The following is a 14,084-nucleotide window of genomic DNA, read 5'->3' as shown; positions in this document are numbered from 1 at the left end:
GGGTTTAAAAGGCATGGATATGATTACGGACTAATATGTATGAAGGAGAAATGTGTCAATCTTTTGACGAATGGAACCATTATTCGTTAAGCTGAAAGAATAGTTTACTTTGTGTAAATTTCATTAATGAAAAGGGGATTGATGATATGTGTACAAGTCTTACATTGAAAACGACAGACGGTAATCACCTATTGGCGCGAACGATGGATTTTGCATTTCAGCTCGGTACGGACGTCGTGCTTTACCCTCGTCAGTACAGCTGGAAAAGCGAAGCTGACGGCAGGATGCATAAGACGAAATACGCATTTATCGGCATGGGGAGAAATCTCGGCAATGTTCTGTTTGCCGACGGCGTAAATGAAAAGGGGCTGTCGTGTGCGACGCTGTATTTTCCGGGCTTTGCGGGATACGAGAAAGCGGAACGGGAGGGCACCTGTCACATCGCTCCTCATGAGTTTGTCACCTGGGCCTTATCAAACTGTGACTCTCTTGAAGACATAAAGGAAAAGCTCTCAATGCTGACGATTGTAGAGAAGAAGTTAATGTTATTGGATACGGTGCTGCCTTTTCATTGGATTTTATCAGACCGCACGGGCAGCTGCATTGTCATCGAGCCGACACCGGAGGGAATGAAAGTATATGACAACAAACCCGGAGTGATGACCAACAGTCCTGAATTTCCTTGGCATGTGACCAATCTGCGCCATTATATCGGAATCAGGCCGCAGCAGTCAGAAAGCAAAACATTGGGCGGAATGACATTAACCGCTTTCGGCCAAGGATCTGGAACGATCGGGCTTCCCGGTGATTACACGCCGCCATCCCGGTTCATCAGAGCCGCTTATCTGAAAGAGCATTTAGAGCCTGCCGCCCATGAAACGGATGGCGTTACGGCCGCTTTTCACGTGCTGTCCAATGTGAATATTCCAAAAGGCGCGGTGATCACAGAGGAGAATGAAATTGATTATACGCAGTATACGTCGGTCATGTGCTGTGACACCGGAAACTACTACTTTCATCTGTACGACAACCGGCAGATTCACAAAGTAAGTTTATTCCATGAAGATCTTGACCGTCCGGAGCCGAAAGTATTTGCGGCCGCGGCGGAGCAGAATATACAGGAGCTGAATTAGCTCAAAAAAAACAGGACGCAATTGTCCTGTTTTTTTATTTAATACGGATCAGACGGATGGCTTTCCTGTTCAGCCTGCTTTGCAGCCTGTTCCGTATCAGTAGTGCCGATCGGCCCGTTGCTGTTGTTTTCGGAAACCTTTTTCAGCCCTTCCGCAACACGTTTTCCGTAGTCCGGATCTGCTTTTGTGAAATTCTCAATCATTTGATCCTGAATGTCTTTCCGGCAGGAAGAAAGCGTATTGACCAAGTTTGTGATCAATTCGTTCCGTTCAAATTCCGAAAATCTGCGGTATGTTTCTCCGGCTTGGCCGAAATGATTCGACCGGTCGATCGCTTCCCGCTTCACATCGCCTTCGACATGAGGTGTATGGTCTTTCCCATCCTGCTTTGCTTCGTTGAGTCCTCCCATAATGGACGGCTCATAGTTGACGTGCGGGTTTTGTCCTTCTGCCCGATCGACCCGATACTGCATTTGCCCGCCTTCCTGGTTGGTGGCGACATGCTTTTTCGGCGAGTTGATCGGAAGCTGCAGGTAATTTGCGCCGACCCGGTACCGCTGGGTATCTGAATAGGCGAATGTCCGCCCCTGAAGTAATTTGTCATCTGAAAAATCAAGGCCGTCCACAAGCACGCCCGTTCCGAATGAGGCCTGTTCCACCTCGGCATGGTAGTTTTCCGGGTTTTTGTTCAGAACCAATTTACCGATCGGCTTCCAAGGAAAATCGTCTTTATACCACAGCTTGGTCGGATCAAGCGGATCAAAATCCAGCTCGGGGTGTTCGTCATCAGTCATGATTTGCGCATACACTTCCCATTCAGGGTAATCGCCTTTTTCAATCGCTTCATACAAATCCTGTGTCGCATGGTTAAAGTTTTTCCCCTGAATCTCTTCCGCTTCCTTCTGTGTCAGGTTGCGGATGCCTTGTTTCGGTTCAAAGTGATATTTGACGAGCACGGCTTTTCCTTCTTCATTGACCCATTTGTAGGCATGGACGCCTGAGCCCTGCATCTGCCGGTAGTTGGCCGGGATGCCCCACGGCGAAAACAAGAAAGTGATCATATGAGTCGCTTCGGGTGATTGGGAAATGAAGTCGAAAATACGCTCGCCGTCCTGAATGTTCGTAACGGGATCAGGCTGAAATGCGTGCACAAGATCCGGGAACTTCAGCGGATCACGGATAAAAAAGATTTTCAGGTTGTTGCCGACCAGATCCCAGTTGCCGTCTTCGGTATAAAGCTTAACGGCAAAACCCCGGGGATCACGCAATGTTTCCGGGGAATGCTTTCCGTGGTTGACGGTAGAAAACCGCACAAACGCCGGAGTTTTCGTTCCTTTCTTTTGAAACACTTTCGCTCTTGTGTATTTAGAAATCTCCTCGTCTCCAAAACTTCCGTACGCCTCAAAGTATCCGTGTGCGCCGGCGCCGCGCGCGTGAACGACGCGCTCGGGAATCCGTTCGCGGTCAAAGTGGCTGATTTTCTCCAAAAAATCATAATTCTCCAATGTCGTCGGTCCTCTATTGCCGACTGTCCTGACATTCTGGTTGTCAGTGACCGGATGGCCCTGCCGGTTTGTCAGCGTGTCTTCTGACTCGCCTTTACCGGTCGTCTTACTGGAAAGCGTTTCTTCGCTGTTTTTGTTATTTTCCATTGTTGAACCCTCCTTTTTGAACGGTAACAATATGCCCAGCAGAGCCGTTTTTTAAAACCGATTTTCAAAAGAAGCGGTTATTCCGCGATCGGCGTCAAAGATCCGCCGTTCCATATTTCGCCCTTGTTCAGTGTCCAGCTGTTTTGATAAAGGCTTTGCGCGCCTTGATTAGCCGCCGGACTTAATTGTTCATCCCATGTCAAAAAGTATATGGTCTCGGGGTATTTTTGCCTGATCGCATTGATAAAAGCAGCATAATCAAAGCTTCCGATATTGCCGGACGGACCGGTTTCGGCAAAGGCAAACGGTTTTTTCAGAGACAGCATTTCATCATAGCCTGATATCGCATACGGATCAGTGAAGTAAGCGTCCAGACCGGTAATATCCACATAAGATGAGCCTGGGTAGAAGTCTGTTTTAAAGTCTCTGTTGGCATCCGGCGAATACACCCACAAAAGGTTATCCAATCCTCTTGTCTCTGTCATATAGCGGTATATCTTCTTGTAAAGCTCTTTGTACAGCGAGATTCTTTCCGTGTCTTTTTGGTTGTAGCCTGTCAGCCCCCACCAGAACCACTCGCCGTTCATTTCGTGAAGCGGCCTGAACAGAACGGTGACGCCTTGATTTTTCAGCTGAGTAAGGCCGTCGGCGATTTTGCTGAGCAGCGCCTCAAGCCGTTTTCCTTCAACAGTTGAAGGGTCCAGGATGTTTTTGTACTGGCTGTTTGAGATGGCCGTTTTATAGTTTCCGGATGGAAAAGCCGGATTTGCGAGATGCAGGCTGACCTGAGGGAGGCCGCCGCTTTTCCAGTATGAGATCAAGCTGCTGTTGCAGCTGTAATCGATAGTATCGGTGATATCCGCTGTTTCCAGCCATCCTCTCCCATAGTCACAGCCGTAGATGGCGGGAGACTGTCCCGTCGCGTTTTTCAAGCGGTTTTCCTCTGTCATTGAAAAAGTGACATCGCTGTACCCGCCGAACGCACCGGACATGACCCTGTTTTCTGAACGGTTGGGCAGGTGCGCCAGCCAGTTCATGATATCTTTTGTCGTCTGCTGGGCATTTGGGTTTACGGGATAAACGGTGTGAGCCGATATCGGACTGGCGGCTCCTAAGAGTAATAAAACGATAGACAGGCAGACTGCTAACTTTTTGAGCATATAAAAGACCTCCTGATTTTTAGGATGATGAAGGATGTGAAACGATAACCTCACAATCTCCTTCTATAACAAAATTTCCGGAATCCGCCGGCACGATAAAGTGATCGCCTTTGTGAATGGGGCATCCATCCAGTTCTCCGCGTCCTTTAATGACGCTTGCGAGTAAATACCGGCCGGGTGCGGGGAATGATGCTTTCCCGCTCACATCCCATTGATAAACTGAAAAGAAAGGTGTTTCGGCAAGTGTTGTAATAAGAGCATTTCCGATCCGATGCTTTGTGCTTTTTACATTTTCATCGGTATGCGGAATACTTGTTACGTCAATTGCTTTCTGAAGATGAAGCTCGCGTTTATTCCCGTTCCCATCCGTCCGGTCATAGTCGTAAAGCCGGTAGGTGGCATCAGAGCTTTGCTGGATTTCAAGAACGAGCGTACCTTCACATAAAGCGTGCAGTGTGCCGCTCGGGACATAGAAAAAGTCGCCGGGCTTAATGGGGATGCGGCGGAGCAGGTGATCCCACTCGTTTCGTTCAATGTGCCGAACGAAGTCTTCTCTCGTTTGGGCGCGGTGCCCTAAAATGAGCTCCGCCTCTTTTTTGCAGTCCAATATGTACCAGCATTCCGTTTTTCCGAGTTCTCCGTTTTCATGCCGATGTGCATATGCGTCATCCGGATGAACCTGTACGGATAAGTCCATATTTGCGTCAAGAATTTTTGTGAGCAGGGGAAAGGCGTCTCCTTTCGGATGTCCGAACAGGTCAGGGTGTTCATTCCAGAGACGATGTAATGATGTTCCGGAAAAAGGCCCGTTCCGCACGATGGATGTACCGTGCGGATGAGCTGAAATCGCCCAGCACTCTCCCGTCCGCTCAGAAGGAATCTCATACCCGAATGTATCGCGCAGCTTCGTCCCGCCCCATAATCTTTCTTTAAAAACCGGTTCCAAAAATAAGAGTTTCGTCATTTTCCCGCCTCCCGGTTTGCCGTCTCTAATGCGCGCTCCGCCAATACGAGCGAACCGGCAGCGCCGGAGTGAATCCCTAATTGAGGGGGAACGATGAAGTGTTCAATGTCGGGCAGATCAATATATTGATTCAGCCGCTTTTTCACGTGCTGACGGATAGAAGAGAACAGCTGATGCTGCTTCATGACGCCCCCGCCGAGAATGATCTTTTCCGGCGAAAGTATGAGAATATACTGCACAAGCGCTTCAGCAATATAAAAGCCCTCAAGCTCCCACACTTCCTGCTGATCCGCCAGCAGATATGCTTTTTTCCCCCAGCGTTTCTCAATGGCGGGGCCTGCCGCGAGGCCTTCCAGGCAATCTGTATGGTAAGGACAATTGCCTTTGTAGCCGTCGTCCGGGTGTCTTCTGACATAAATGTGGCCCATTTCAGGATGAGACAGCCCTTGAACAAATCTGCCGTTCATGATGGCGCCCGCTCCGATGCCAGTGCCGACCGTCAAATAGAGGCAGCTGTCCGCGTTTTTGGCCGCGCCGAAAGAAGCTTCTCCGAGCGCCGCCGCATTAACGTCGGTGGTGAAGCCTGCGGGAATATCCAGAGCGCTTTTGATCGTTTGAAGAATAGGGCAGTTCCGCCAGGCTGTCTTCGGCGTCGCGGTGATGCACCCGTATGTTTGACTGTCGGGGCGGATGTCAATCGGTCCGAACGACCCGATGCCGATGGCTTCTATCGGGAAATCTTTAAAGTAACGGATGACCTGTCTGAGTGTGTCATCCGGTTCTCCCGTCGGAAACTCCGCTCTGTCCAGAATGGTTCCGTCTTTTTGTCCGGCGGCACAGACAAATTTCGTGCCGCCGGCTTCAATACCTCCAAGCATGGCCGTACCTCCTCATCTGTTAAAATCCGTTTTGATCGGAAACGGCTTTGAACCAGCGGCCGCTTTTTTTGACGGTCCGTTCGCCCCCGTTTTCCAGATTGACAGATACAAAGCCATAGCGGTTTTTATAAGCATTTGTCCAAGACCAGTTGTCCATGAAAGTCCAAAGATGATAGCCTTTTACATTTGAACCTTCTCCGATGGCCCGATGCACCCATTTGAGATGTTCCTGGATAAATTCAATCCTGTAATCATCCTGAATGATGCCGTTTTCATCGCGGAAGCGTTCCTCGCCTTCAACTCCCATGCCGTTCTCAGAAATAAAACATTCGATATTTCCGTAATGTTCTCTGAGATTGGTGAGAATGTCATAGATTCCTTTTTCGTAAATTTCCCACCCGCGGTGAGGGTTCATTTTCCGTCCGGGCATGACGTACGGATCGAAGAAACGCTCAGGCAGGAAAGGGGCATGCGGATTCGGAACATGTTCTTTTGCCTTGACGCGTCTCGGCTGGTAGTAGTTCACGCCTAAGAGGTCAACCGTATGCTCCTGAATGAGGCGGAGATCTTCTTTCTCATAACGCGGCAGAAAGCCTTCCGCCTTGAGAATCTCGACAAGCTCCTCAGGAAATTCGCCCTTTACGGCGGGATCTAAAAATGAGCGGTTGAAAAAGGCGTCGGCAATCCGGGATGCTTTCAGATCTTCAGGGTGTGAGCTTCTCGGATAAGAAGGCGTCAGATTCAGAATGATTCCGATTTGTCCGTCCTGTTTCAATTCTCTGTAGGCTTTGACAGCCCTTGCATTCGACAGCAGGGTATGGAAGCCGGCCTGCACCGCTTCTTGAAAATTAACGTGATTCGGATAGTGAAAGTCGTATAAGTAGCCGCCTTCAATCGGCACAATCGGCTCGTTGTGAGTGAACCATTTTTTCACCTTGTCACCGAATAGCGAAAAGCATGTTTTGGCGTAATGTTCAAACGCGTCAACGGTGTCCCGGCTGACCCAGCCCCCCTTACGCTGAAGGGCGAGCGGCATGTCAAAGTGAAACAAATTGACAAACGGCTCAATGCGATGGGCAAGCATTTCATCGATGACGTCCTGATAAAACGCGACCGCTTTCTGATTGACCTCTCCAGTTCCGTCCGGAATCAATCTTGACCAGGAAATAGACAGCCGGAAGGAGTTGTGGCCGATTTCTTTCATCAGCCGGATATCCTCCTTGTATTGATCATAAAAACGTGACGTGTCGCCGGGGCCGACGCCGTTAAAAAAACGGCTCGGCTCTTTTTCATACCAGTAATCCCATATGTTTTGGCTTTTTCCGTCTTTGTCGGCGGCGCCTTCTGTTTGGGTGGCGGAGGCGGAAGACCCCCACCAGAATCCTTCCGGAAAACGATATTGAATATTTGATTCAGTCAATTGATTTCTCTCCCTTACTGCGATTTTGATTACATACTCATGCTGTCATCCCGGGCATGCTGCTCGGCCTCGGCTTCTTTTTCCTTTGCCATGTTTAATTTGTCCAGCGCTTTAAGAAACGGGAACCAGATAATAAACACAATACAGAGGTTGACCAGCTGCATAATGCCGCCCATGGCGGAATTGGTCGCCATAATCCCGTTAATGAAAAGGGGGACGGTCCAGGGCACGGTCACGCCGGTAGGAGGGGGCACGATCCCCGCCGACATGGCCAGGTAGGTGACGAGCGTGACAACCATCGGTGCGATCACCCACGGAATGATAATGATCGGGTTCATCACGATCGGCAAACCGAAAATAACCGGCTCATTGACGTTGAAAATACCTGGCGCGAGACCGAGTTTGGATATCTGTTTCATCTGTTTGCTTTTCATAAAAAGCAAGATGGTGATCACTATGGCCAATGTCATTCCGGTTCCGCCCATTCCGACGGTGTAAATCTCCATAAACGGCTTAGAAATAATATGGGGAATCTCTTTTCCCGCTGTATACGCAGCCAAATTTTCGACCTGTAATGTATTCCAGATCGGGTCCATCACGGAATTGATAATGATCTGTCCGTGAAGTCCGAAAAACCATAAAATCTGAATAAAGAAAACAGCGATTAATGTAGGAATGATGCCGCTTCCAAGTCCGACAAGCGGGGCTTGAACCGTATGATAAATGACATCATGCAGATTGGTGTGAAAGATCTGGGTGACAGCCGCATTGATCAAGAGGAAGACGGTAAGCGTGATAAAAGCCGGAATCAATGCGGCGAACGATTTAGCAACAGCCGGAGGAACACCGGCAGGCATCTTAATCGTTAAGTTTCTCTGGACGATTCTTCTGTAGATTTCACCTGACAAAAACGCGGTTATCATGCCGAGAAACATTCCTTTTGCTCCAAGCCGGTCAACCGGAATGACGCCTGCGACCGCTTTGCCCGTTTCCGGCTCTAAGACGAACGGGGTGAGCAGCAGAAAAGAAACCAATGCGATCGCTCCGCCGAATACGGCCTCCACTTCGTAGCTTTTGGAAAGGTAATAGCCGATCCCGAAGACGACAAAAGTGGACATAATCCCCATCGTCGCCGTCGAAGCGCCGCCAAATCCGGATTGAAAGACAGACAGTGCGGAGCTGCTCATGATTTTGTTTAAAAACGGCAGGTTCGTCAGCACGACGAACACCGAACCGAAAATGGTCAGCGGAAACGCCAGCATAAAAGCATCCCGTAAGACTTGCAAGTAGCGGTTATTGTTTAATTTGCCCGCGATCGGAACAAGGAATTGGCTGATTTTCTCAAACACGTCTTCACCCCCGGCTTTTTATAAATTCTTTGATTGAAATAAGTCGAGCATTTCTTTAACCAGCTCTTTCATTGAGAGCGCTGACATTAAGTGGTCTTCAGCATGCATAAAAAGCAGGGAGACATCCGTTTTGGCGCCGCCGGCTTCTTTTTGAATCATCTGAAAATGGATGTCGTGCGCTTTTCCCAGTTCTTCTTCAGCCTTTGTCAGAAAGGTGTCTGACTCATCTGGCCGGCCGTCTTTATAAGCGCGTATCGATTGAATAATACAGCTGCGGGCATTGCCGCTGTGAAGAATCAGCTGAAAACTGATCTGTTCATCCGTGTACGTTTCCATGCTTATCGCCTCCTTTATTTGTTCACTATCAAGGCAACGGCCTGTTCGTATGCTTTTTTGCCGTCTCCCATGCCGTATGCCATCATATCAATCACATCAACGGTGATGTGAAGCGGGTCCGCCTCTTTTTGAAGCTCGCCTTTTAAAAAACTCATCTGCGGGCCGATCAGTACGACATCTGCGTCTTTCATCGCTTCTTTTGCTTTATCCTGTCCGACTGCCCAAATCTCGGCCTCCTCACCGATGGAGCTGGCGTAATTCTGCATTTTCGTGACAAGAAGGCTGGTGGACATGCCTGAGCTGCAGGCTAATAAAATTCTTTTCATGAGGAATCCCTTCTTTCATAAAGTTAAAACGTTTTCATGAATATTATAATCTTTTGAAATTAAATGTCTATACTTTTAAAATATAAAAGTTTAACTTTTCGGATTTTTGACACAAAAAAACCTTTTAAGATTCAACTTAAAAGGTTTTTCATCTCAAGCGAGCCATAACAGCCATAAATAAAGTCCGATCAGGGTGATGAATAACGTCGGAATGGTTAATATCAGACCTGTTTTGAAATACATTCCCCAGGAAATTTTCACGTTTTTCCGGCTCAGCACGTGGAGCCATAACAATGTCGCCAGCGACCCGATCGGCGTGATTTTCGGCCCGAGGTCAGAACCGATAACATTCGCGTAAATCAATGCTTCTCTCATCAGCCCGTGAGTGTCCGTTCCGCTGATGGCTATGGCGTCAATCATCACCGTCGGCAGGTTATTCATAACGGAGGAGAGGATCGCAGCGATAAAACCCATTCCGAGTGTGCCCGCAAACAACCCGTGATCCGCCGCTTTCTGAATAAGCTGAGAAAGAAGATCCGTCAGTCCGGCATTCCGCAAGCCGTACACGACAACATACATGCCGACAGAAAAAAACACGATGGCCCACGGGGCGTCCTTGATGACTTGTTTCGCAGGGACGGCGGGGCTTCGCTGCGCCAGAATGAGAAAAATGACCGCGATGGAACCGGCAACGAAGGAAACGGGTATCGACAGCAGCGCGCTGACGAAATACCCGATCAATAAAACGGCCAGCACAGCCCATGATAACCGGAAAAGGCGCTCATCCTTAATGGCGGATGCAGGATGTTTCACAAGGCTGGTGTCAAACCGTTTCGGAATGTTTTTTCTGAAATAGAGATACAGCACCAAAATGCTTGCCGCCAAAGAAAAGAGGTTGGGCACCAGCATGCGTGATGCATATTCAATGTATCCGATATGAAAGTAATCGGCGGATACGATATTGACCAAATTGCTTACAACGAGCGGGAGCGAGGTGGTGTCGGCGATGAATCCTCCGGCGATAATAAACGGAAAAACCAGTTTTTCAGGTAAATTCAAAGCCCGCACCATCGCCAGTACGATCGGCGTCAAAATGAGCGCCGCTCCGTCATTGGCAAACAGGGCGGAGACAACAGCCCCTAAGACCGACACATAGAGAAACATCCGCAGCCCGCTGCCTTTGGCCGCCATGGCCATATGCAGCGCGGCCCACTCAAAAAAACCGATACTGTCAAGAATTAATGAAATGATAATAATGGCGATAAAGGCGAGTGTCGCATTCCAGACGATCCCCGTCACTTCCGCGATATCGTGCAGGCTGACTGCTCCGGCGATCAAAGCGAGAACCGCTCCGCCGCAGGCAGACCAGCCGATTGATACATGTTTCGGCTGCCATATGACAAACACAAGTGTCAGCACAAAAATCAGCGCTGATAAAACCGCAACTCCCAAGAATATATCCTCCTTACCGGCATGTAACAGTGACTTCTTTTTGCCGCAATGTCTGTAAAACTTCGTCCTTTTCATCTATCTGCTGCAGAATCGAGCAAACCAGCGCGTATTCCGGACCGGACGGATGAATGGCATAGTACCGCCACTGGCCCGCGCGTCTTTCGCGCACAAGGCCGGCGTTCTTTAATTTCCGCAAGTGCTGGCTGATGCCGGGCTGACTTATATCAAAAATAACCGTCAGCTCGCAGACACAATATTCCTTATCCTCCAGAAGCTTCAGCATCAAAAGCCTCGTCGGGTCGCTTAGAAGCTTGAGGCACTGGCTGATCCCTCCGGAACTTAAAGCATGATGCCGCCGTTCCATGCGCTCACTCCTTTTTCACACTATTATATAAGCGGTTGTTTATATAAGTAAACGACAATATAAAAAAGCCGGCCTTGCACTTTTTGCAAAACCGGCTCATGTTTATTTTTGGAACAGTTTTTTCGCTTCATCCATTGCTAATTTATTTCCCAGTGCTGAATAATCAAGCCAAGGCTGATCGGCAATTTTATAGACGTGGTTTGCTTTCACGGCCTTCAGCCCTTTCCATACAGCGCTTTTTTGCAATTCTTTATAGGCTTGCTGTGACTTGTCGTCTCTGTTAACGACGACGAAAATCGCATCTGCGTTGTAATCAGGCAGCACTTCTTGAGAAATGACTTCATAAGGGCGGGAGGTGTTCATTTCTTTAATGCCGTCAGCCGGTTTCAGCTTCAGATCGTCAAACAGAATCGGTCCCATCGGGCGGCGTGTGCTGAAGACGCGAAGCTCTTTTGCGTTCACGCGGATCGCCATGACTTTGGCGTTTTTCCCTAATTCCTTATTCATCATGGATCTGACTTGTTTTGTTTCATCTTCGTAATCCTGAATAAATGTTTTCGCTTCTTTTTCACGGTTGACGATTTTTCCGATGTCTTTTAAATGATCGCGCCATGTGCCTTTATCAAGGTCGAAAACGTGTGTGTTTCCGATTTTCTTGTATTTTGACACATCTTTTCCCGCAAATTCTTTATCAAGATAAATGTTGTCTGGATTCAGCTCAAGTAAAGCTTCCATATCCGGGTCTGATGCAGGTCCGAGTTTTTTCGTGTCTTTCAGCTGATTTTTCACATGAGGGAGAAAATCTTTTAATTCTCCGCCCACGACGGAACCGGCAGGTGTAACGCCGAGAGCCAGCAGATCATTTGTCAGGTGAATGGACATCGAAGCGATTTTATGATCGCCGGATTTCTTTTTTGACTCCGGCTGTGATGAATCGGATTGGCAGGCAGCCAGTAAGAAAATACACATGAAACTGATGAGCGCAATTATTTTTTTCATGGGAATACTCCTTGTTTTATGATTTGATTTTCATGACGAGATAGAGAAAATACGGCGCGCCGATGGCTGCCGCAACCACGCCGGCCGGAATGGCGTTCGGCTGAAACAAAGACCGGCCGATGGTGTCTGCCGCGACAAGAATGACAAGGCCGATTAATCCCGCAATCGGAATAATATGCTGATGCATGGTGCCGACGAGCCGTCTTGCCAAGTGAGGGGCGGCAAAGCCGATAAAGCCGATTCCGCCGGCCATCGCGACGCTCGCGCAGGACAAGCCGACCGCTATGGCGATCAGCATGATCCTTTTTCTCTGCACGTGTGCGCCGAGCCCCGCGGCTGCCTGGTCACCGAGCATTAAAATATTCAAAGACCGGGCGTTCAGCCATGCAAGCGGTGCGAGAATGCCGATCCAGGGCAATAGCGACCACACGTGAATCCAATCTCTGCCCCAGACGTTTCCCACCAGCCAGCGGGAAGCGAATGTATAAGTTTCTTCATTCAGGCGCAGCGACATAAACAATGTAACGGCGCTGAAGCCCGCGGAAACGGCGATCCCGACCAACAGCATGCGGATCGTTAAAAAACCGTTCAGCCTGTCGTACGTAAGCACTACGATCAGCAGGGCGGCGAGTGTTCCGCCCGCAAACGTAAACAGCGGGATGAACATCGACGCCTGCGCCTCCAGGGAATGAAAGAATGTGATATACATCATCAAACCGAAGGAAGCGCCGGCATGCAGTCCGAGAATGCCCGGATCGGCAAGCGGATTTCGGGATACACCCTGCAAAACAGCGCCCGACACGCCTAAGCCGATACCGGCCAGCATCGTCACCAAAATCCGGGGGAGCCGGTAATCGAATAAAACGGTCGTGCTTTGAAACGTGCCGTATCCGAACAGCGTTTTTCCCACGGTGAGGGGAGAAAGCCGGAATGAGCCCGTATGCAGCCCGATCAGAATAATGCAAACGGCGATGACCAGCAGAACGAGACCTGCCGCCGCCGCTTTTTTTGTTTCTTTCTGCACTTTCATTTATAAGTCTCTCCCTTCCTTGCGGGCAATATAAAGAAAGAAAGGGACACCGACAAGTGCGACCATGATGCCTATCGCCAATTCTCTCGGGGGACTGACCGTGCGTGAGGCCAGGTCGGCCAAAATCAAAAGAATCGCGCCGAGCAACGCGGACATCGGAATAATCAGCCTGTACGTAACGCCGACGATCTTGCGGGCGATATGAGGAATGACCAGTCCGACAAAGCCGATCGCGCCGGCAGCGGAAACAGACACACCGGCAAGAACGACGGCGATCATTAATCCCGCGGCACGCGTCAGAGCCGTGTTCACCCCTAAATTCGCCGCCACGTCATTTCCCATTGAGAGAAGGGTGACGGACCGGCCCATGAATGTCGCGAGAATGATGAAGACCGCAATCACGGGAACAAGGACTTGTAAATGAGCCCACTTGATCCCTGACACCCCGCCGGCGTACCAGAAGGCCAAATCCTGGCTTAAATCGTAATAAATCGCTACACCGGTACTGAGTGAATGTAAAAGCGCGGCCACGACCGCCCCGGCAAGCGTCACCTTTAAAGGTGTCATGCTGCCTTTTCCCGCCGCACTGATAAAGAAAATCAAGCCGGTGCTTGCCAGTGCTCCCAAAAATGACATCACCATCAGCAGGGCGTATGACAAATGAGGGAAAAAAGCAAAGCTGAGCGCAACAACAAACATGGCGCCCGCGTTTACGCCTAAGACACCCGAATCGGCAAGCGGATTTCTCGTGACACCCTGCATGAGGGCGCCGGCTGCGGCAAAAGCGGCTCCTGTAACGGCCGCGCCGAGCACCCTCGGAAGACGCAATTCATGAATGATCTGCTGGCCCGTCATGTTCGGATTGTAATCAGCAACAGCCGACCAAACCGTATGTAAAGTAATGTCTTTCGCGCCGAATGAGACGGCGAAAAAAATAGAAACAAGCAGCCCGATCACCGCGATCAGGAAGAAAACCCCGTTTTTTAAGATGCTGATCAGACGGCTTGCGGACGTGACAGAA

At 49.5% G+C, this 14,084-nt stretch carries 14 protein-coding genes; 1 reads left to right on the top strand and 13 read right to left on the bottom strand.

The window, feature by feature from the left end; genetic code table 11:
* The first annotated feature begins 146 nt into the window (after positions 1-146).
* Positions 147-1,133 carry a choloylglycine hydrolase family protein gene (locus tag NYE38_RS19085; RefSeq protein WP_289394726.1) on the top strand — a complete coding sequence of 329 codons (987 nt, stop codon included), beginning with the start codon at positions 147-149 and terminating at the stop codon, positions 1,131-1,133.
* 38 nt (positions 1,134-1,171) lie between these two features.
* Here the strand turns inward: NYE38_RS19085 and katX are convergent, their stop codons facing one another.
* From katX to NYE38_RS19020, 13 genes are all read right to left on the bottom strand, one after another.
* Positions 1,172-2,785 (bottom strand): catalase KatX, encoded by a 1,614-nt coding sequence (katX, locus tag NYE38_RS19080; protein ID WP_014419227.1) that lies wholly within the window; start codon positions 2,783-2,785, stop codon positions 1,172-1,174.
* 77 nt (positions 2,786-2,862) lie between these two features.
* Positions 2,863-3,945 carry a glycosyl hydrolase gene (locus tag NYE38_RS19075; RefSeq protein WP_104842955.1) on the bottom strand — a complete coding sequence of 361 codons (1,083 nt, stop codon included), beginning with the start codon at positions 3,943-3,945 and terminating at the stop codon, positions 2,863-2,865.
* 19 nt (positions 3,946-3,964) lie between these two features.
* A complete protein-coding gene (manA, locus tag NYE38_RS19070) occupies positions 3,965-4,909 on the bottom strand; it encodes a mannose-6-phosphate isomerase, class I (RefSeq protein WP_017418618.1) in 945 nt (314 codons plus the stop codon).
* On the bottom strand, positions 4,906-5,787 hold the full coding sequence (locus tag NYE38_RS19065) for an ROK family protein (protein WP_017418619.1): 882 nt from the start codon (positions 5,785-5,787) through the stop codon (positions 4,906-4,908). The genes manA and NYE38_RS19065 overlap by 4 nt, the downstream gene beginning before the upstream one ends.
* A 19-nt stretch (positions 5,788-5,806) precedes the next feature.
* Entirely contained in the window at positions 5,807-7,207 is a 1,401-nt protein-coding gene (locus NYE38_RS19060; protein ID WP_025650059.1) for a glycoside hydrolase family 1 protein, read from the bottom strand.
* Positions 7,208-7,236: 29 nt separating this feature from the next.
* The gene (gene celB / locus NYE38_RS19055; protein ID WP_257989034.1) at positions 7,237-8,556 is read right to left on the bottom strand and encodes a PTS cellobiose transporter subunit IIC; all 1,320 of its coding nucleotides are present in this window, start codon (positions 8,554-8,556) and stop codon (positions 7,237-7,239) included.
* Between the two features lie 18 nt (positions 8,557-8,574).
* Positions 8,575-8,892: a PTS lactose/cellobiose transporter subunit IIA gene (locus NYE38_RS19050; protein WP_003150849.1), complete on the bottom strand. Its 318-nt coding sequence runs from the start codon at positions 8,890-8,892 to the stop codon at positions 8,575-8,577.
* Positions 8,893-8,906: 14 nt separating this feature from the next.
* Positions 8,907-9,218: a PTS sugar transporter subunit IIB gene (locus NYE38_RS19045; RefSeq protein ID WP_123117516.1), complete on the bottom strand. Its 312-nt coding sequence runs from the start codon at positions 9,216-9,218 to the stop codon at positions 8,907-8,909.
* Positions 9,219-9,371: 153 nt separating this feature from the next.
* Positions 9,372-10,670, bottom strand: a complete 1,299-nt coding sequence (locus NYE38_RS19040; protein WP_263612318.1) for an arsenic transporter — start codon at positions 10,668-10,670, stop codon at positions 9,372-9,374.
* A gap of 13 nt (positions 10,671-10,683) precedes the next feature.
* Positions 10,684-11,034: a metalloregulator ArsR/SmtB family transcription factor gene (locus tag NYE38_RS19035; RefSeq protein WP_072176907.1), complete on the bottom strand. Its 351-nt coding sequence runs from the start codon at positions 11,032-11,034 to the stop codon at positions 10,684-10,686.
* A gap of 102 nt (positions 11,035-11,136) precedes the next feature.
* Positions 11,137-12,033, bottom strand: a complete 897-nt coding sequence (locus tag NYE38_RS19030; protein ID WP_014306080.1) for an ABC transporter substrate-binding protein — start codon at positions 12,031-12,033, stop codon at positions 11,137-11,139.
* Between the two features lie 16 nt (positions 12,034-12,049).
* Complete coding sequence (locus NYE38_RS19025; protein ID WP_025853649.1) at positions 12,050-13,063, bottom strand: iron ABC transporter permease; 1,014 nt, start codon at positions 13,061-13,063, stop codon at positions 12,050-12,052.
* Positions 13,064-14,062 carry an iron ABC transporter permease gene (locus tag NYE38_RS19020; protein ID WP_224443738.1) on the bottom strand — a complete coding sequence of 333 codons (999 nt, stop codon included), beginning with the start codon at positions 14,060-14,062 and terminating at the stop codon, positions 13,064-13,066.
* Positions 14,063-14,084: the final 22 nt, after the last annotated feature.

The organism is Bacillus sp. EU63 (assembly GCF_038592915.1).
GTDB classification, from domain to species: Bacteria; Bacillota; Bacilli; order Bacillales; family Bacillaceae; genus Bacillus; species Bacillus velezensis.
This window is presented reverse-complemented; position numbering and strand designations above follow the sequence as displayed.